Origin of the sequence: Micromonospora sp. KC213 (assembly GCF_004348325.1) — a bacterium.
Lineage (GTDB): Bacteria > Actinomycetota > Actinomycetes > Mycobacteriales > Micromonosporaceae > Micromonospora.
This window is the reverse complement of record NZ_SMKF01000117.1, coordinates 1-18,530: the sequence shown is the minus strand read 5'-3', so window position 1 is coordinate 18,530 and position 18,530 is coordinate 1. Positions and strand designations below refer to the sequence as shown.

Below are 18,530 nucleotides of genomic sequence, written 5' to 3'. Positions count from 1 at the left end.
GGGTGGGGCGGGTCGGCGGGGTGTTGGTGATGATGACTTCGATGGTGGCGTTGTCGCGCCGGATCCGGATGGTCGCCGTGGCGCCGGGCGCGTGTTTGCGGATGTTGGTCAGTGCTTCCTGCACGGTGCGGTAGATGGCCCGTTGGGTGGCGGCGCTGATGTCGGCCGGCAGGTCACCGTCGACTCGGGTTTCGATGCCGCTGTTTGCGATCATCTGACCGAGCCCGGCGAGGGTCGGCTGGGGGGTGAGTTCGGTGGGCGCGGTGCCGGAGGCGCGCAGGACGGTGACCATGTGCCGGAGTTCGTCGAGGGTGCGGACGGCGAGGTCGCGGATGGTCTGTGCGGTTGTCCTGGTGTCCGGGTCGCTGGTGTTGACTTGGAGGGCTCCGGCCTGGATCGTGATGAGGCTCACCTGGTGGGAGACGACGTCGTGCATCTCGCGGGCGAGTTGGGCGCGTTCCTTGGCGAGCACTCTCTCGGTGAGGAGTTGCTGTTCGTGTTCCCGGGCCTGGTGGATCTCCGTGAGGCGTTGTTGCAGGTCGCGCCGGGTTTGCACGAGTTGGCCGAGGAGGATCGCGGCGGTCGCCGTGGCGATGTTGTAGCCGACGGAGACGAGCAGTTCGACGCGGGTGGAATCCGGGAGTTCATGGTCCCAGATACTGGCGGCGCTACAGATGCTGTAAAGAATGGCGCACACCGCGAGTGTCCGCCGGTTTCGGGTGTTCACCGCGACCGTGTATAGGGCGACCGCGCCGGCAACGACCGCGGACGAGACGACCGTGGCCGGGAGGATGAGCGCGAAGACCGGGTAGGGCCATCGGCGCCGGACGGTGAGCGCGAGCGCGGCGACGACCGCGTAGACGACGGCGTACGGGCGATCAGTGTCGGTCATCACCACGGCATCGAGGACGGCCATCACGACCAGGGCCGCGTCGACGAGCGGTGGGGGCAGCCGGCCGGATCTCACGACGTGCCCTTCCGTTGGGTCAACAACCCGGCACGTTGCGCGATGAGCGCGGCCTGCACCCGGCTGGTCACCTTGAGTTTGGTGAGGATGGCGCTGACGTGGTCCTTGACGGTGCCACCGCTCAGGTACATCCGCGTGCCGATCTCGGCGTTGCTCAAACCGTCGGCGACGTGCACGAGTATGTCGCGCTCGCGGTCGGTCAGCCGGGCGATCGCGCCGGCCGCGTCCTCGCCGTTCTCCACCCGCCAGTCGACGACCGTCCGCGACACCTTGGGCGACAGGACCACGGCGCCGGCGGCGAGTGCGCGTACCAGTTGGGCCAGGTGCTCGGGGTGGGTGTCCTTGAGGATGAATCCGGCGGCCCCGGCGCGCAGCGCGGTGGTGATGTATTCGTCGGCGTCGAAGGTGGTCAGCATCGCGACCGTGGGCGGGTGTGGCATGGCGCGCAGCTGGCGCAGGATGGTGAGGCCGTCGACGTCGGGCATGCGGATGTCGAGCAGAACCACGTCGGGCCGGTGCCGGGTGATCTCCTCGATCGCCTCTCCACCACCGACGGTGGCCACCACCTCGATGTCGGGGGCCACGCGCAGGATGAGCTGCAAGCCGGAGCGGACGAGCGCGTCGTCGTCCACCACCACAACCCGTATCACATTCCACTCCGATCGGTCACCCGGCCGGCCGTCACCGACGCTGGACCATAACCGCTGGTGCGGGGCCGAGTCTCACGGTCCTCGACGGTCGCCGCCACCGGGAGGGCCAGATCCCGCCGGTTGGCGTGCCCGTCCCCGCCGGTAGGGGGGTGATATCCGTTGGTGGGCGGGCCGATGCCGAAGCCTGACGGATGGCCAGCTCGGCACCGCACCGCAAACGTTGTCTGCATGACACCGCTTGAGTCCGCTGCGCACACGTCACCCCCGCAGCCCGCCCCGCCGTCCGGGCCTGCGGCGGCAGGTGGGTCCGGCCCGTCGATGGGCCGGCTGGTCGGCGTGGACCTCGCCCGCGCGTTGGCCGTGTTCGGGATGTTCGCCGTGCATGTCGGCCCGTTCGAGGCGGCGCCGGGTGACGTCGGTGGTTGGGTCAGAACCCTGTCGGAGGGCCGGGCGTCGGCGTTGTTCGCCACGCTCGCCGGATTCTCGCTGATGCTGATCGCCGGTCGTTTCGAGCCGAGGACCGGCCTGGCCGGCCGGCAGGCGAAAGCCCGGATCGTGATCCGCGCGGGGATCCTGCTGGCGGCGGGCACCGCGTTGACGATGACCAACTTCGGCGACGCGGTCATCCTCAACGCCTACGCGGTGTTCTTCCTGCTCGCGTTGCCGCTGACCCGGCTGCGTGCCCGGACCCTCGCGATCACCGCGGCCGTGCTCGCGCTGGTGGGTCCGCAGGTCGCGTTCGGCCTGCGGACGTGGCTGGGCGAGCCGATCCTGAACAGCATCAACGCCTACGACCCGCTTGAGCGGCTCTGCGGCGTCGGCGTACTGGATCTCCTGCTCACCGGCTTCTTCCCGGCGATCACCTGGATGCCGTTCGTGATCGCCGGCATGGCACTGGCCCGCCTCGACCTGGCCGCCGGCGCGGTGCAGCGGCGGCTGGCCGTGCTCGGTCCCGCGCTGATCGTGCTCGGATACGGCACGTCCTGGCTGGCCCTCAAGGTGTTCGGCGGCGCCATCCCCGACCACATGCCGGACGGCATGCCACCGACGGACGCCATGGCCGAGGCGGCCGGCTCCGGGCCGCCACCCGGCACCCGGAGCTTCGAGCCTGATCCCTGGCTGCTGCTGGCGGCCGAGCCGCACAGCGGTTCGACCTTCGACGTGATCGGCTGCCTGGGGGTGGCGATCACGGTGCTGGTGGGTGCGACGGTGGCGATGGCCAGACTGCCGCGGCTCCGCCGGCTCGCCGGTCCGGTCATCGCCGTGGGCACCATGTCCCTGACGGTCTATGTGGGTCACATTCTGGCCATCCTCGCGCTTCCCGGCGAGAACGCCACCCCGCCGGACGCCAACTCGACTGTCCTGCTGGGCGCGTTCGTCCTCGGCGCCGTCGTGTTCGCGGCGCTCTGGTCGCGCGTTTTCCGCCGCGGACCGCTGGAGTACCTGCTCAACGATGCCACCAGGCTGGCGAGGTTCGTTCGCTGAGGGCTGGCCCCTGCCGAGCCGCTCGCGTAGCCCGATCCGGCACGGCCCAGATCCCGGTTCCGGAATCCGTCGACGCCGTGCCCCGCAGCCAACAGGAAGAGGAGTTTCGTGAACACCGCATCCCGACCGTCGACGCCGGATGCCGCACCTCCGTCCGCCCGGGAGACGCTCAAGGCGCTGTACGCGTATGTCCGGCCGCACCGGTGGGTCGTCGCACTGGGCCTGTTGTGTGCGCTGGTCGGCACCGCCGGAGGGCTGTTGCAGCCGCTGGCCACCAAGGCGCTGGTGGACCGGCTCTCGTCCGGCACGACCATCACCGGGATTCTGCTGGCCCTCACCGTGCTGGTGGTGGTGGGCATGCTCGCCGACGCGCTCGGTGCCTACGTGCTCGAACGGACAGCGGAGTCGGTCGTCCTGGCCGCACGGCGCACCCTCGTCGGGCGGCTGTTGCGGCTACGGCTGACCGAGGTGGAGCGTGTTGCACCCGGTGATCTGATGTCCCGGGTCACCTCCGACACGACGCTCCTGCGGGCGGTCAGCACCCAGGCGGTCGTCACCGCGGCCACGGGCGCGGTGACCTTCGTGGCGGCGGTCGTGATGATGGCGGTCCTGGACGTCGTGCTCCTGGGGGTGACCCTCGGGGTTGTGGTGGTGACCGGTGGGCTCGTGGCCCTGGTGATGCCCAGGATCGCGCAGGCCACCGAGCGGTCGCAGGAGGCGGTCGGGGAGATCTCCACCGCGCTGGAGCGGGTCTTCGGCGCGTTCCGTACCGTGAAGGCATCCGGCGCCGAACAGCGCGAGACCGACCGGGTGGAGGCGGCGGCGCGACGAGCCTGGCGACACGGCCTGACCAGCGCGAAATGGGAGGCCCTGGCAGGATCGGCCGACGGCCTCGCCGTCCAGCTGGCATTCCTCGCGGTGCTCGCCGTCGGTGGGGCCCGCGTGTCGTCCGGGGCGATCCCCGTCTCCACGCTCATCGCGTTCCTGCTCTACCTGTTCTACCTCATCGAGCCGGTGTCCGAGCTGATCGACGCCGCGTCGCATTACCAGGAGGGCGCAGCCGCGATCTCCCGGCTCACGCAGGTCCAGCGCCTGTCGACAGAGCCGGCGACCCAGCACCGGTCCACGCCGCCCGGCCAGGCGACGGTGGTGCCGGGCCCGGCGTCGGTCCGCTTCGTCGACGTTTCCTTCCGCCACCGACCCGATCTGCCCTACATCCACGAGCAGGTGGGTTTCGAGATACCAGCCACCGGGATGACAGCCATCGTCGGACCCTCGGGCGCCGGTAAGTCGACCGTCTTCGCGCTCATCGAGCGGTTCTACGACGCGACCAGCGGCCGGGTCCTGGTCGACGGAGTAGACGTACGCCACTGGCCACTGGCCCAGCTGCGATCGCAGATCGGCTACGTGGAACAGGACGCCCCGGTGCTGGCGGGCACCCTGCGAGAGAACCTGACCTTCGCCGCCCCCGACGCGACGGACGACGACATCCGCGACGTCCTGCGCCGGACGAAGCTCACCACCCTCGTCGACCGCCTTCCCGACGGTCTGGACACGCCGGTCGGGCACCGCGGATCCACGCTCTCGGGCGGCGAACGACAACGCATCGCGATCGCCCGCGCACTGCTGCGCAAGCCCCGCCTGCTGCTGCTGGACGAGGCCACCTCACAGCTCGACGCCGGCAACGAACTGGCAGTCCGCGGCGTCATCGCCGAGACCGCCACCGAGACCACCGTGCTGGTAGTGGCCCACCGTCTGTCCACGGTGACCAACGCCGACCGCATCATCGTCATGGACGCCGGACGGATCCAGGCGATAGGCACCCACGCGGAACTGGTGGTCCGGGATCAGTTGTACGCGCAACTGGCGGCGACCCAGCTTCTCACCCCCTGACGCGACAACCATCCGATGCTGCCCGCCTCCCCGCCGAGGCCATGCCCTCTCGATAGGGCATTCACCTGAAGCCTCGGCGAGGGCGGGCACAACTGTCCCCAGCGGCGGGAGCGAAGGCGGCCAGCAGCTCTCATCGGACGAACTTCGCCAGCTTCGTGGCGGCGTGGAGCAGGTATTCCAGCGGTCCGCGGCGGAAGAAGCGAGACCAGATCCCGGCGAACAGGATGGCCCCGCCGATGTACATGAGCAGCGGCACCCAGGAATCCTTGAAGGCGAGCCCGGTGAACGACGATACGACGAAGTGGCCGACGTAGGCCGTCAGGGACATGGTGCCCACGGCGATGACCGGTTTCGCCAGACGGTGCAGCCAGGACAGACGGTCGATCGCCACCAGTGCGCACAGGATCACGGTGATCGCGACGCCGAGGCTGCCGATGATGTCGAACGTCGTACCGCTGTGCGGACCGGCCAGCAACAGCGACGAAGCCGACCCCCGGGGTTGGAACGATCCGCTGTCGAACGACCCGTTTCCGGAGGGCCCCGACCCGTCTTCCGCAGCACTCCGCAGCGCGTCCTCGCCGGCCAGCAGCCTGGACGTGCCGTATCCGAGCACGATGAGGGCGGGGCCGAGCGCGGCCAGCCGCCGCCGTACCGCGCCGGCGGCCAGGTCGAGGCGGGCCAGTGCCATGCCGGCGATCACGAACGGCATCCAGGTGATCGTCGGGTAGAAGCCGGTGAGCAGGAGATCCAGTACGCCGACGCCGCAGAGCCGCTCGAGCGGGTCGTAGGCGTTGATGCTGTTCAGGATCGGCTCGCCCAGCCACGTCCGCAGGCCGAACGCGACCTGCGGACCCACCAGCGCGAGCACGGCCGCGGTGATCGCGAGGGTCCGGGCACGCAGCCGCACCAAGGGCAGCGCCACCAGGAAGTAGACCCCGTAGAAGTTGAGGATGACCACGTCCCCGTAGACCATCGCCATGCCGGTGCCCGCCGCCAGCAGGATCACGGCGCGGATCGCGATCCGGGCCTTGGCCTGCCGCCCCGCCAGGCCGGTCTTCGGCTCCCGGCGGCCGGCGAGCAGCGCCAGCGAGAACCCGGCGAAGGTGGCGAACAGGATCGACGAGCGACCGTCCGCCAGGTACCGGATCCAGCCGGCGACGCCGGACGTGGCCGACAGCGGGGGACCGATGTGCACGACGTACATCCCGAACACGGCCAGCGCGCGGGCCAGGTCCACCCCGACCAGTCTCCCCATCGACGGGCCGGGCTCGACCGGCCCAGCCGGCTCGGGCAGGGAGCCGGGCGGTGCAGGGGACGGCTCTTGGGCGGGCTTGATCTGAGTCATGCCGAGAATCTCGCCGAGCCCAGACCGGCTCACTATCCGGCAGGTCTCGGCATAAGCCCGCCGGTCGGCGGGACATACCTGCCGACCGGCGGGCATACCCGCGTCGTACCTCCAACAGTGCGAGGTCGGGGCGGCGATTCACCTGTCGCCCGATGACGGCAGCCCGCTCGCCCCGCTTCGGTAGGCTGTCGCGGTGACCGAGACCGGGACCGGATACCCCCGATGACCAGCGCGGCCTCGACCGGTTCGCCGGTGGACGGAATCCTCGCGACCACGACGATCGTGCTGTCGCTCGTACTCGCGGTGTGGAGCCTGGTGGCGGCGGTGCGCCACCGGCCGCCGGACCGTCCGCAGTTCGTCGGTCTCGCGGTGCTGGAGTGCGCGCTGCTGGCGCTGGCCGTGGTGGCGCTGGTCGGGCTCGGCGGCGGGGCGCGGCCGGGCGAGCCGGGTGCCTTCTTCGGCTACCTGGTGACGCTGGTCTGTCTGCCGCCGCTGGCCTGGGTGCTGGCCCGGATGGAGCCGACCCGGTGGGGCTCGGCGATCGTCTGCGTGGTCTGCCTGGTCATCCCGGTGGTGGTCGTCCGGCTCCAGCAGACCTGGGCGGTCGCCGGTGGCTGACACCGACGCCCCGACCCGGCGGCCGGCCACCAACTCCGGGCCGGGCCGGCTGCTGATCGCGGTCTACCTCCTGTTCGCCATCGCCGCGACGTCGCGGGCCGGGCTGCAGATCGCCACCCGGTTCGCCGAGGCGCCGGTGGCGTACCTGCTCTCGGCGCTGGCCGCGCTGGTCTACATCGTAGCCGCCGTCGGGCTGGCCCGGGCCGGGCACGCCGGCCGCCGGGTGGCGCTCGCCTGCTGCTCGGTGGAGTTGGCCGGGGTGCTGGGCGTCGGCGTGCTGAGCGAGGTCGACCCGGCCCTCTTCCCGGACGAGACGGTCTGGTCCGGCTTCGGCGTCGGGTACGGCTACGTCCCGCTGGTCCTGCCGGTGCTCGGTCTGCTCTGGCTCTGGCGTACCCGCCACGATCCCCGCTGACCTGCGCGGGCGGCCCGGCCGGTGGCTCAGCCCCGGGGGCCGCCGGCGACGTAGATGACCTGGCCGGAGACGAAGGAGGCGCCCTCGCTGACCAGGAACGAGACGGTGTGCGCGACGTCCTCCGGCCGGCCGGTGCGGCGGACCGCGGTCTCGGCGGCGGCGTGCTGCTGCAGCGCCTCGAAGTCGACCTGCATCCGGGCGGCCGTGGCGGCGGTCATGTCGGTGACAATGAAGCCGGGCGCGACCGCGTTGACCGTCACGCCGAACGGCCCCAACTCGATGGCGAGGGTCTTGGTGAAACCCTGGAGGCCGGCCTTGGCCGCCGAGTAGTTCGCCTGGCCCCGGTTGCCCAGGGCCGAGGTGCTGGAGAGGTTGACGATCCGACCCCACCGTTGCTCGACCATGTGCCTCTGGGCGGCCTGGCTGAACAGGAAGGCACCCCGCAGGTGTACGCCCAGCACCGTGTCCCAGTCGGCGTCGGTCATCTTGAACAGCAGGTTGTCGCGGAGCACGCCGGCGTTGTTGACCAGGACGGTCGGTGCGCCCAGTTCGGCGGCGACCCGCTGCACCGCGGCCTGGACCTGGGCCCGGTCGGAGACGTCGGCGCCGACGCCGAGGGCCCGGCCACCCGTGGCGGTGATCGCGTCGACGGTCTGCGTGGTGGCCGACTCCTCGATGTCGACCACGGCCACGGCCATCCCGTCGGCGGCCAGCCGGCGGGCGGTGGCCGCGCCGATGCCGCGCGCGGCTCCGGTCACGATGGCGACGCGGGGCTCCCCCGACATGATTACCTCCGGGTAACTTGTGGCTCGGTCGACGGAGCTTAACCCAGGTTCACGGCCGCCACATCCACGGTCACGGATCAGAACGCGCCGCGGCAGAGCCGGATCCAACGGTAGCCGTACCCGGCGAGCTTGAGGCTGTCCAGCTTGCCCACCTCGCCGTACCCGCGGTCGGCGAGCACGTCTGTCGGCAGGTCCGCCTCGGGGGCGAGGAGCCCGAGGTCCACCTCCACGTCCTCGGAGCCGAGGTTGTGCAGGAAGACCATGGTGCCGGTGGGTCCGTCCGCCCGGTGGGCCAGCACCCCGCGCGGCATCGGCACGTCGATGTGGGTGGTGGAACCCGAACCGATCTCCGGGGACTCCCGCAGCGTACGGATCATCCGCTCGAACCAGCCCAACAGCGACTTCGGGTCGCGGCGCTGGGCGGTGACGTTGACCTTCTGGTAGCCGAACTCCCCCTTGTCGATCACCGGTCGGACCAGCTTCTCCGGCTCGGCCGTGGAGAAACCGGCGTTCTCCTGGTACGACCACTGCATCGGGGTACGGATCGCCCGCCGGCCCGGCAGCGACAGGTCCTCGCCCATGCCGATCTCCTCGCCGTACCGCAGCACCGGCGTGCCGCGCAGCGAGAACTGGAGCGCGTACGCCAGCTCGATCCGCCGCCGGTCGTTGCCGAGCATCGGGGCGAGCCGGCGCCGGATGCCCCGGTCGTAGATCCGCATGTTCTCGTCCGGACCGAACTGTGCGTACACCTCGTGGCGTTGCTCGGCGGTGAGCCGGGAGAGGTCGATCTCGTCGTGGTTGCGCAGGAAGGTGGCCCACTGCCCACCGGTCGGCAGCTTCGGGGTGTCCCGCAACGCCTCGATCACCGGCTCGGGATCCCGCCGGGCCAGGGCGAGCATGAGCCGCCCGTTGAGCATGAAGTCGAAGAGCATGTGGATGCGGTTGCCCGAACCGGCCTGGTCACCGAAGAAGGCGGGCAGTTGGTCGGGCTCCACGTTGGCCTCGGCGAGCAGGATCGAGTCGCCGCGCCGCCACTGCACGTGCTGGCGCAGCTCGGTGAGGAACTCGAAGTCCTTGGGCGAGTTCGGGTTGCCCGGTTCGGTCAGCTCGATGATGAACGGCACCGCGTCCATCCGGAAGCCGGCGACGCCGAGCTGGAGCCAGAACGAGACGATCTTCTTGACCTCCTCGCGGACCTTCGGGTTCGCCATGTTCAGGTCCGGCTGGTAGCGGTAGAACCGGTGGTAGTACCAGGCCCTGGCGGTCCGGTCGTAGCTCCAGGTCTCGTGCTGCTCGCCCGGGAAGACCATGCCCTGGTGCCGGTCGGCCGGCTCGTGCTCCGACCAGATGTACCAGTCCCGGTACGGCGAGTCGGGCGAGGAGCGGGCGGACAGGAACCACGGGTGTTCGTCCGAGGTGTGGTTGACCACCAGATCGATGATCACCCGGATGCCCCGGTTGCGTGCCTGGTGCAGCAACTCGGCGAAGTCACCGAGGCTGCCGAAGCGCGGGTCGACGTTGTAGAAGTCGGTGACGTCGTAACCGTCGTCCTTGTTCGGTGACGGGTGGATCGGGTGCAGCCACAGGCAGGTCACCCCGAGCCGGGCCAGGTAGTCGAGCCGCCCGATCAGGCCCCGGATGTCGCCGACGCCATCGCCGTCGGAGTCCGCGTACGTGTCGATGTCGAGGCAGTAGACGACGGCCTCGGAATACCACCTGTCACCCATGCCGGCCTAATGTCTCCGATCCGCCCGGCCGGCAAACCCGAGAACGGGTCGCGGTGGAGGTGGCCCGTGCATCGGCGGGTGTGACCGGCCGCCCGGCGGGTACTGCTGTTCGATCCCGGCAGTTCCCTTCGGAAAGGACACGCATGGCTCTCGCCCAGGACGTCGACCCGAACCAGTTCAGCGGGCTGACCGGGTGGGTGGCCGGCGTCATCGACTCGCTCGGTGCGGTCGGGGTGGCCTTCCTGGTGGCCCTGGAGAGCATCATCCCGCCAATCCCCAGCGAGATCGTGTTGGCCATGGCCGGCTACCTGTCCAGCGAGGGCCGGTTCTCCCTGGTGCTGATCGTGCTGGCGGCGACGGTCGGCTCGCTGGGCGGCGCGCTGGCGCTCTACTGGATCGGTGCCGCCCTCGGCGAGGACCGGCTCAAGCGCTGGTTGGACCGGCTGCCCCTGGTCGACCTGGACGACCTGGAGAAAGCCGACCGCTGGTTCGAGCGGTACGGCCGGTGGGCGGTGCTGATCGGCCGGCTGGTGCCGGTGGTACGCAGCCTGGTGTCGGTCCCGGCCGGCGCGAACCGGATGCGGTTGGGCGAGTTCGTGCTGCTCACCACGCTGGGCAGCGGGGTGTGGAACACGTTGATCGTCGGCGCGGGCTACGCGCTCGGCACCCGCTGGTCGGACGTGGACCGGTACAGCAGCTGGTTCAACTACGCCATCTCCGCGGTCTTCGCCTTCATGGTCGCGAGTTGGACGGTCAAGAAGGTGCGCCGACGGCGGGCCAGGCGGGAGCGGGAGTCGGTGGCCCCCGGCCGCTGACCGGGCCGCCTCCCGGAGGCGACGGCCCGGCCCTGTCCGTCACGTCTCGACGGGTACCCGCCGCGGTCGGCGCAGCACCGCCTGCTCGGCCACCGTCCACGCCGTCGTGGTCACCAGGTAGAGCACCGCCGCCAACGGCACCACGAGTGCCACCAACACCGTCCCGTACGGCAACAGCGGGGCCAGCCGGCCGGCCACCGCCGCGCCCGGACCCTCGGTCGGCGTACCGGCCACCGTCGCGGCGGCGGCCAGCGTGCGCCGCGTCCGCCGGGACAACGACCAGGCCAGCCCGGTCAGCGCCACCAGCAGCGCGCCGAAGACCGGCAGCGCCGCGCCGGCGAGCCCGTCGGTCAGGTGCCAACCCAACGGCACACCCGCCAGCCGTTCGTCGAGCAGCCCCGCGTGGCCGTTGCCCCACGCGAAGAGCCGGTACATGACCAGGAGGAACGGTGCCTGCAACAGCGCCGGCAGGCAGCCCGCCACCGGGGAGGCACCCGCCCGCCGGTAGAGCGCGAACAACTCCCGTTGGAGGGTGGCCGGGTCCTCGGCGTACCGCTGTCGGAGCGCCCGGACCTCGGGGGCGAGTGCCGCACGGCGCCGCTCCCCGCGGACCTGGGCCAGGGTGAGCGGCGAGATCAGCAGCCGGACGGCGACGGTGAACAGAACGATGGCGGCGGCCGTGGCCGCCCCACCGGCGAGCGGCGCGAGCAGTTCGGCGAGCCAGGTGACGGCGACGCCGGCGGCGCCCACCGCGTCGTGCACGGGTGAGAAGGCGAGCATGGTTGACCCCTCGGTGGCGATTCCGGGCGTCCCTCGGTGGGGACGGATGACGACGGAATCGGTCGGGCGGGACGCGGGTCAGGCTGCCGCCGGACCCCACCCGACCGCGAGGGCCCACCCCGGTGCCCGGGGACGTGGACGACCCGCCGCGTCCGGGTCGACCTGGCGCGGCACCCGCCGCCGCCGGGCCCGTTCCCGCAGCACCGTCGCACGGCGCACCCCGCGGGCCAGCCCGCCGGGCAGCCGCGGACACGTCGCCAGCCGCGCCGTGAGCAGCAGTGCGGCCACCACCGCCGCGCCGGCCAGCAGCTCGGCCGGCCGGTTGGCGAGCAGCGTCAGTTCGGCGAGCGCGTACGCCCACAGACCTGTCACCGCCACCAGCAGACCCGGCACGACATCAGCCTAGGACCGACCGTCCAGTACCGGCCCCGACGCCCGACACGCGGCCCGACGCGCCGGGGTCGAGTTTCCGGCCCTGACCACCCTGGGTAACCAGAGCCCAACCGGTCCGGACTTCCCGCGGCCGGCTCGGAACGGACGGTGGTGGCGATGACCAGCCAGGTGGCGGAGGCGACGACGAGCCCACAGGGCACCGACCTGCTGACCGTCGGGGTGGAGGAGGAGTTCCTGCTCGTCGACCCGCACACCGGGGCCGCCGTGCCCGCCGTCGACCTGGTCATGGAACAGGTGCCACCGGAACTGCGTGGCCAGGTGGAACGTGAGTTCCAGACCAGCCAGATCGAGATCGGCACCCCGCCCGGACTGGAGCTGCACTCCATCCGGCACTCCCTCGGGATGCTCCGCGCCGAGCTGGCCGCCGCCGCCGAGCGGGCCGGCGTACGGCTGCTCGCCATCGGCACCGGCCCGGTGCCGGGTCCGGTTCCGCCGGTGGTCGACAAGCCCCGCTTCGACCGGATGATCGAACGGTTCCGGCTGCTGGTGCCCGGTCCCGGCAACAACGGTATGCACGTGCACGTCGGGGTGCCCGACCCGGACACCGGGGTGCAGGTGCTCAACCACGTCCGGCCCTGGCTGCCGGTGCTGCACGCGGTCACCACCAACTCGCCGTTCTCCGCCGGGGTGGACACCGGGTACGCGAGCTGGCGCTCGGTGGAGTGGGAGCGCTGGCCGTCGGTGGCGCCGACGCCCTACCTGGCCTCCCACGAGCACTACCGCCGGCTGATCCGGCAGCTCATCGCCAGCGGCGTGATGCTCGACGAGGGGATGCTCTACTGGTACGCCCGGCTGTCCGCGAAGTATCCGACGGTGGAGCTGCGCATCGGCGACGTCTGCCCCTCGGTGGACGACGCGGTGCTGGTCGCCGCCCTGGTCCGAGCCCTGGTGGCGACTGTCATGGCCGACATCGCCGAGGGGCGGCCGGCGATCAACACCGAACACCACCTGCTGGTCGCCGCACACTGGCGGGCCGCCCACGACGGGCTGGAGGGTGACGGCGTCGACCTCACCACCGGTGAGCTGCGCCCCGCCTGGGAGTTGCTGGACCGGCTGGTCGACCGGGTCCGTCCGGCGTTGGCCGAGCACGGCGACCTCGCCGAGGTGACCGACCTGCTCGGCGGGCTGCGCCGGCACGGTACCGGCGCCGCCCGGCAGCGGGCCGTGTACGCGCGTACCGGCCGGCTGGAGGACGTGGTGGCCGACGTCGCGCGACAGACCCGGGGCTGACCCTTTCGTGGGAGACTTGGCGCCGTGGCGCAACGGCTGATCGTGATCGGCGGGGACGCCGCCGGGATGGCGGCGGCCTCACAGGCCCGCCGCCGCCGGGGCCGCGACGACCTGGAGATCGTCGCCTTCGAGCGGGGGCATTTCACGTCGTACTCGGCCTGCGGCATCCCGTACTGGATCAGCGGCGTCGTCAAGGACCGTGACCAGCTGATCGCCCGCGACCCGGCGACCTTCCGCGACGACTTCGACATCGACGTGCGGCTGCGGACCGAGGTCACCGGCATCGACCTGAGCCGCCGCGAGGTCCTGGTCCGGGACGTGGACGGCGGGGGGCAGTTCCACGAACGGTTCGACACCCTGGTGTACGCCACCGGCGCGGTTCCGGTACGACCGGACTGGGCCGACGACACGGTCGCCGGGGTGTTCGGCATGCAGACCCTCGACGACGGCGCGGCGCTGCGCGAGTGGCTGGACGCCGAGCCGCGCCCGGAGCGCGCGGTGGTCGTCGGCGGCGGCTACATCGGGGTGGAGTTGGCCGAGGCGCTGATCCAGCGCGGTCTCGCCGTCACGTTGATGGAGCAGGGCGAGCAGCCGATGTCGACGGTGGACCCGGACATGGGCGCCCTGGCCGCCGACGCGATGCGCACGGTCGGCATCGACGTCCGGACCGGCATCGAGGTCACCGGGATCGAGGAACGCGACGGGCGAGTCGCCGCGGTGGTCACCGCCGCGGGGCCGGTGCCGGCCGACGTCGTGGTGCTGGGTCTCGGGGTACGCCCGAACACCGCGCTCGCCGGGGCCGCCGGCCTGCCGCTGGGCCCCTCCGGCGGGATCCGGGTGGACCGGCGGATGCGGGTGCCCGGGGTGCCGGACGTCTGGGCGGCCGGCGACTGCGTGGAGACGCTACACCGGGTCAGCGGAATGCCGGTGCACGTCCCGCTCGGCACGCACGCCAACAAGCAGGGCCGGGTCGTCGGAATCAACATCGGCGGCGGGTACGCCACCTTTCCCGGTGTGGTCGGCACGGCGGTGACGAAAGTCTGTGAGGTGCAGGTGGGGCGGACGGGCCTGCGCGAGCGGGACGCCGCCGCCTCCGGCTTCGAGTTCGTCTCGGTGATCGCCGAGTCCACGAACCGGGCCGGTTACCACCCGGGCGCCGAGCCGATGACGGTCAAGCTGATCGCCGAGCGTCCCACCGGTCGGCTGCTCGGCGCGCAGATCGTCGGCCGCTGTGAGGCGGCCAAACGGATCGATGTGCTGGCTGTGGCGCTCTGGAACGGCATGACGGTGGACGAGATGACCTCGCTCGACCTCGGCTACGCCCCACCGTACGCGCCGGTGTGGGATCCGGTGCTGATCGCCGCCCGCAAGGCCGTGGACGCCCTCGCCGGGTCGGGTCGCTGACCGGCCGCCATCGGGTGGTTCGTCGGACGCCGCCACCACCAACGGCGCCCGCCTGATCCAGTGGACTGCGGCACCGGCAACCACCAGCAGTTGCAGCGGCGCACCCACCAAGGGGACGCGACCGGGCCGTACCGGGGATACCCCTTTCGGTACGGCCCGGTCCTCGTACGGCGGCTCGTTGTCGGTGGTGGCGGTTAGCGTTTGCGCGCTGTCAGCGGTTGCGGACCTTCCCCCTCGGAGGCATCGATGTCGCAGGAGACGACCTACCTCGAACTGTCCGAAGTGGACGGTGGAGCACACAAGTTCTACGAGGTCGTGGTGGAGAACACCGCACTGACCGTGCGCTACGGCCGGATCGGCGACCAGGGCCAGGTGAAGACCACCAGCTACCCGGACAATGCCCGGGCCCGGGCCGCCGCCGCGAAGAAGATCGGCGAGAAGATCCGCAAGGGGTACGCCCCGGCGGTGCGCGGCGCCCGGCAGAAGCGGCCGGTGTCCCGCCGGCAGATCGTCAGCACCCGCTCCACCGCCCGGACGGCCCCGGTGCTCTGGCGGTACGACTCCGGCGCGTCCGCGTTCGGCGTCTTCGTCGACGAGCGCACGTGCATGGTCGGCAACGAGCGCGGCGTCATCACCACCCTCGACCACGACGCGCGGATGCTCAACCAGGTCCGGCTTCCCGACGGGGTGAAGTGCATCGTCGCCGACGACCACTGGATCTACGCGGGCTGCGACGACGGCAACGTCTACGACCTGTCCGGCAAGGTGCCCCGGGTGGCGTACGCGGTCACCCCCGACATCGACATCTACTGGCTGGACATCCACGACGGCGTGCTGGGCGTGTCCGACCGCGAGGGCGGCATCGCCGCGATCGACCACGAGGACGAGTTCCTGTGGCGGCGGCCGGGACGCGGTCGCTCCGCCTGGATGGTCCGCTGCGACCGCGATGCCCTCTACCACGGCCACTCGGCGGGGGTGACCGGTTGGGACTGGCGTACCGGGCGGGAGCTGTGGCACACCCGCACCGGGGCGGTGCTGTTCGGCTGGCAGGAGTCCGATGCCGTCTTCGCCGGCACCGGCACCCGCGAGGTGGTGCGGTTGGGCAAGGACGGGCGGGCCCAGCAGACGTACCGCTGCGACGCCGCCGTCTTCTCCTGCGCCACCGCCGAGGGCGGCCGGTACGTCTTCGCCGGTGACAGCGCCTCCTCGATCTACTGCTTCGACGCGGCCGGCAACCGGCTGTGGAAGCTCGGCACCGGCTGCGGCTCCGCGTACTCCATGCAGTACCACCGGGAACGGCTCTACGTCGTCACCACCAGCGGCCACCTGGCCTGCATCGACGCCAGCGAGCCGGCGATCCGGGCCGCCGAGGCGGGCAGCGTGCCGGAGGTGGTGGACGTCAAGGCGCCCACCCGGCTTCCCGAACCGGCCGCCTGGTCCACCGTGGAGGTGACCAGCGACGACCGGGGCGGGGTGGTGGTGGAATGTGTCGAGGAGCGCGGCCGGCTGCGCATCCACGTCCTCTCCGAGGGCTACCACCGGGACTGGACGGTGCAGTTCCCGAAGGGCATCCGGGAGCCGGGGGTGCGCTACCTGGTCACCGGGGTACGCGAGGCGGGCCGGGGCGGCTTCTACCGGGCGTACGGGGACATCCGCCGGCTGCGTTGAGCCCGTCCGGTTGCGTGCTCCACGATGAACCGGTGGAGATCCCCGAGGGCTTGTCGTGGGTACGCGCCGAGCCGGCCGGGCGGGAGTGGCTGGCGGCGTTGCCCGAGCTGCGCGAGGCGTGCGCCCGGCGCTGGTCGCTGCGGCTCGGGCCGCCCTTCCCGTACGCCTTCGCCTCGTTGGCGATGCCCGCTGAGCTGCCCGACGGCACCCCGGCGGTGCTGAAGCTCCAGTACCCGGACGCGGAGAGCGCCCACGAGGCCGACGCGCTGGTCGCCTGGGACGGCCACGGGGCGGTACACCTGCTGGACCACGACCCGGCGCGCCGGGCGCTGCTGGTGGAACGCTGCCTGCCTGGTACGCCCCTACACGACCTGCCGCCCGACGCGGCGCTGGACGTGGTGGCCGATCTGCTGCCCAGGCTGTGGCGTCCGGCCGGTGCGCCCTTTCCGCTGCTCGCCGAGGAGGCCGCCGGGTGGATCGCCGGGCTGCCGGCGAGGTGGGAGCGGGCCGGCCGCCCGTACGAGCGGCGGCTGCTCGACGAGGCGGTCGGGCGGCTCACCGAACTCGTCGCCGACCCGGGCGAACCGGTGCTTCTCAGCCAGGATCTGCACGCCGGCAACGTGCTCCGGGCCGACCGGGAGCCGTGGCTGGCGATCGACCCGAAGCCGCTGGCCGGCGAGCGGGAGTTCTCGGTCGTGGCGATCGTGCGCGGGGCGGAGCTGGGGCACTCACCCGATGCGGTGTGCCGCCGGCTCGATCGGATCACCGGCGCGCTGGGACTTGACCGCGAGCGGGTGCTCGGCTGGACCCTCGGCCACTCCCTGCTCTGGGCCATCGACGGCACGACGGTGTGGCCGGACCAGATGGAGGTGGCCCGCTGGCTGACCGCCGCCGCCTGACCCGCCCAGCCCTCCTCGCCGATCCCCTCCGCCGTGGGGCAGGGCCGCCGAACAGCGGCGACTGCCCGCCGTCGGCGCCGGTCAGCCGGGTTGGCAGGTGGGGCACCAGTAGAGGTTGCGGCCGGCCAGCGTGTCCCGACTCACCGGCGTGGCGCAGACGTGGCAGGGCGCACCGGAGCGGCGGTAGACGTACACCTCGCCGCCGTGCCGGTCGACGCGGGCCGGCCGCCCCATCGCCTCCGGCAGGTGGGCGTCGCGGACCGTGTCGATCTGCCCGTACCCGACGGCCCGGGTCATCAGTGCGACCAGATCCGCCCAGAGCGCGTCCCAGCCGGCCGGGGTCAGCAGGCGGCCGGGCAGCGTCGGCGGCACGTTGGCCCGGAACAGCGCCTCGGTGACGAAGATCAGTCCGGTGCCGGCCACCACGGACTGGTCCAGCAACAGCGCGGCGAGCGGGGTGCCGCTGCGCCGGATCCGGTGGTACGCCCGGTGCGGGTCGGCGTCGGCGCGCAGCGGATCCGGGCCGAGTCGGGCGCGCAGCGCCGCCACCTCGGGTGGGGTGAGCAGCTCACAGGCGGTGGGCCCGCGTAGGTCGAGCCAGTGCCGGTCACTGGTCAGCCGCAGCCGGACCTGCCCGACCGGCTCGGGCGGCTCACCGTCGCCGTCGGTGAACCGGCCGTACAGACCGAGGTGGATGTGCAGGGTCAACTCGCCGGCGTAGTGGTGCAGCAGGTGCTTGCCGTACGCCTCGGTGCCGTCGAGGACGGTGCCGCAGAGTCGGGCGGCGCCCTCGGCGAAGCGGCCCTGTGGGCTGGCGGCGGTGACCTTGTCACCGGCGAGGAGCGCGGCGTGGCGGGCCGCCAGGCGGTGGATGGTGTGTCCCTCTGGCACGGAGGCCAAGGGTACGCCGGCCGCCGGCCGCTCAATGGCGCGGCCGGACCTGGCCCCGCACACTCACCACTCGCTCCGAGTGCGCCAGGGTGCGCTGGTTCCCGCCGGGGACATCGCGATTGCGGCGAACGGGGTGGATCACGAAAGAGGGGCACGGGAAGCGGTGGCCGGGTGGGGCGGTGACAAGTGTGGTCGATCGACGCACGGGGTACATCCCACCCGTATCCGCGTGGCTGCCGGCGACCCTTCCGAGGCCTCCACGCATCGACAAGGAGGTGTGACATGAACTTTCCCTCACTCACCCGGCGGGGTGACTCGTCCGTGCGGGACACCGACGGCGACGGACGGATCGACGGGCGGGACGACGAGACCACGACGACCGACCGGGACGCCGGACGCGGCACGGGCACCCGTACGGCGGCCGGAAGCGCCACGGCGGTGACCTCCCGGGGGCCGTCCGGCCGGGTCGCTCCGGTCGACGACCTGCCCCGACGCAGCCCCACCC

18 protein-coding genes are annotated in these 18,530 nt (G+C 71.9%); 10 read left to right on the top strand and 8 right to left on the bottom strand.

Features of this window, described 5'->3' with window-relative positions; all coding sequences use genetic code 11:
* Both E1166_RS21300 and E1166_RS21295 read right to left on the bottom strand, forming a co-directional pair.
* The coding region (locus tag E1166_RS21300; protein ID WP_132341354.1) for a histidine kinase at positions 1-967 on the bottom strand (967 nt) is incomplete at its 3' end.
* Positions 964-1,617, bottom strand: a complete 654-nt coding sequence (locus E1166_RS21295; RefSeq protein WP_132341352.1) for a response regulator transcription factor — start codon at positions 1,615-1,617, stop codon at positions 964-966. The genes E1166_RS21295 and E1166_RS21300, both read right to left, overlap by 4 nt.
* 228 nt (positions 1,618-1,845) lie before the next feature.
* Here E1166_RS21295 and E1166_RS21290 point away from each other — a divergent pair, with 228 nt between their 5' ends.
* Positions 1,846-3,102, top strand: coding sequence for a DUF418 domain-containing protein (locus E1166_RS21290; protein WP_132341350.1), 1,257 nt, complete (start codon positions 1,846-1,848; stop codon positions 3,100-3,102).
* Between the two features lie 108 nt (positions 3,103-3,210).
* Positions 3,211-4,995 carry an ABC transporter ATP-binding protein gene (locus E1166_RS21285; RefSeq protein WP_132341348.1) on the top strand — a complete coding sequence of 595 codons (1,785 nt, stop codon included), beginning with the start codon at positions 3,211-3,213 and terminating at the stop codon, positions 4,993-4,995.
* 130 nt (positions 4,996-5,125) lie between these two features.
* On the opposite strand, the gene E1166_RS21280 is transcribed toward E1166_RS21285, so the two are convergent.
* Positions 5,126-6,340 carry a DUF418 domain-containing protein gene (locus E1166_RS21280; protein ID WP_207914402.1) on the bottom strand — a complete coding sequence of 405 codons (1,215 nt, stop codon included), beginning with the start codon at positions 6,338-6,340 and terminating at the stop codon, positions 5,126-5,128.
* 222 nt (positions 6,341-6,562) lie between these two features.
* Here E1166_RS21280 and E1166_RS21275 point away from each other — a divergent pair, with 222 nt between their 5' ends.
* Together E1166_RS21275 and E1166_RS21270 are read left to right on the top strand one after the other, a co-directional pair.
* Positions 6,563-6,958, top strand: coding sequence for a hypothetical protein (locus E1166_RS21275; protein WP_132341346.1), 396 nt, complete (start codon positions 6,563-6,565; stop codon positions 6,956-6,958).
* A complete protein-coding gene (locus E1166_RS21270; RefSeq protein WP_132341344.1) occupies positions 6,951-7,373 on the top strand; it encodes a hypothetical protein in 423 nt (140 codons plus the stop codon). Before E1166_RS21275 ends, E1166_RS21270 begins: the two co-directional genes overlap by 8 nt.
* Before the next feature lie 26 nt (positions 7,374-7,399).
* Here the strand turns inward: E1166_RS21270 and fabG are convergent, their stop codons facing one another.
* Positions 7,400-8,158 (bottom strand): 3-oxoacyl-ACP reductase FabG, encoded by a 759-nt coding sequence (fabG, locus tag E1166_RS21265; RefSeq protein ID WP_132341342.1) that lies wholly within the window; start codon positions 8,156-8,158, stop codon positions 7,400-7,402.
* Positions 8,159-8,235: 77 nt separating this feature from the next.
* Positions 8,236-9,885, bottom strand: a complete 1,650-nt coding sequence (locus tag E1166_RS21260) for an alpha-amylase family protein (RefSeq protein WP_132341340.1) — start codon at positions 9,883-9,885, stop codon at positions 8,236-8,238.
* 143 nt (positions 9,886-10,028) lie between these two features.
* Between E1166_RS21260 and E1166_RS21255 the strand changes: the two genes are divergently transcribed.
* Positions 10,029-10,700 (top strand): DedA family protein, encoded by a 672-nt coding sequence (locus E1166_RS21255; protein ID WP_132341338.1) that lies wholly within the window; start codon positions 10,029-10,031, stop codon positions 10,698-10,700.
* A 39-nt stretch (positions 10,701-10,739) separates the two neighbouring features.
* On the opposite strand, the gene yidC is transcribed toward E1166_RS21255, so the two are convergent.
* Positions 10,740-11,480 (bottom strand): membrane protein insertase YidC, encoded by a 741-nt coding sequence (gene yidC / locus E1166_RS21250; RefSeq protein WP_132341336.1) that lies wholly within the window; start codon positions 11,478-11,480, stop codon positions 10,740-10,742.
* A gap of 78 nt (positions 11,481-11,558) precedes the next feature.
* Positions 11,559-11,873 carry a DUF6412 domain-containing protein gene (locus E1166_RS21245; RefSeq protein ID WP_347813034.1) on the bottom strand — a complete coding sequence of 105 codons (315 nt, stop codon included), beginning with the start codon at positions 11,871-11,873 and terminating at the stop codon, positions 11,559-11,561.
* A 156-nt stretch (positions 11,874-12,029) separates the two neighbouring features.
* Here E1166_RS21245 and E1166_RS21240 point away from each other — a divergent pair, with 156 nt between their 5' ends.
* From E1166_RS21240 to E1166_RS21225, 4 genes are all read left to right on the top strand, one after another.
* Positions 12,030-13,163, top strand: a complete 1,134-nt coding sequence (locus tag E1166_RS21240) for a glutamate--cysteine ligase (protein ID WP_132341334.1) — start codon at positions 12,030-12,032, stop codon at positions 13,161-13,163.
* Between the two features lie 24 nt (positions 13,164-13,187).
* The gene (locus tag E1166_RS21235) at positions 13,188-14,567 is read left to right on the top strand and encodes an FAD-dependent oxidoreductase (protein ID WP_132341332.1); all 1,380 of its coding nucleotides are present in this window, start codon (positions 13,188-13,190) and stop codon (positions 14,565-14,567) included.
* A 246-nt stretch (positions 14,568-14,813) separates the two neighbouring features.
* Positions 14,814-16,235 (top strand): WGR domain-containing protein, encoded by a 1,422-nt coding sequence (locus tag E1166_RS21230; protein WP_132341330.1) that lies wholly within the window; start codon positions 14,814-14,816, stop codon positions 16,233-16,235.
* 32 nt (positions 16,236-16,267) lie between these two features.
* Positions 16,268-17,134: an aminoglycoside phosphotransferase family protein gene (locus tag E1166_RS21225; RefSeq protein WP_132264626.1), complete on the top strand. Its 867-nt coding sequence runs from the start codon at positions 16,268-16,270 to the stop codon at positions 17,132-17,134.
* 81 nt (positions 17,135-17,215) lie between these two features.
* Here the strand turns inward: E1166_RS21225 and E1166_RS21220 are convergent, their stop codons facing one another.
* On the bottom strand, positions 17,216-18,025 hold the full coding sequence (locus E1166_RS21220; protein ID WP_132341328.1) for a DNA-formamidopyrimidine glycosylase family protein: 810 nt from the start codon (positions 18,023-18,025) through the stop codon (positions 17,216-17,218).
* 282 nt (positions 18,026-18,307) lie between these two features.
* Here E1166_RS21220 and E1166_RS21215 point away from each other — a divergent pair.
* On the top strand, positions 18,308-18,530 hold a 223-nt coding region (locus E1166_RS21215), incomplete at its 3' end, for a hypothetical protein (protein ID WP_207914400.1).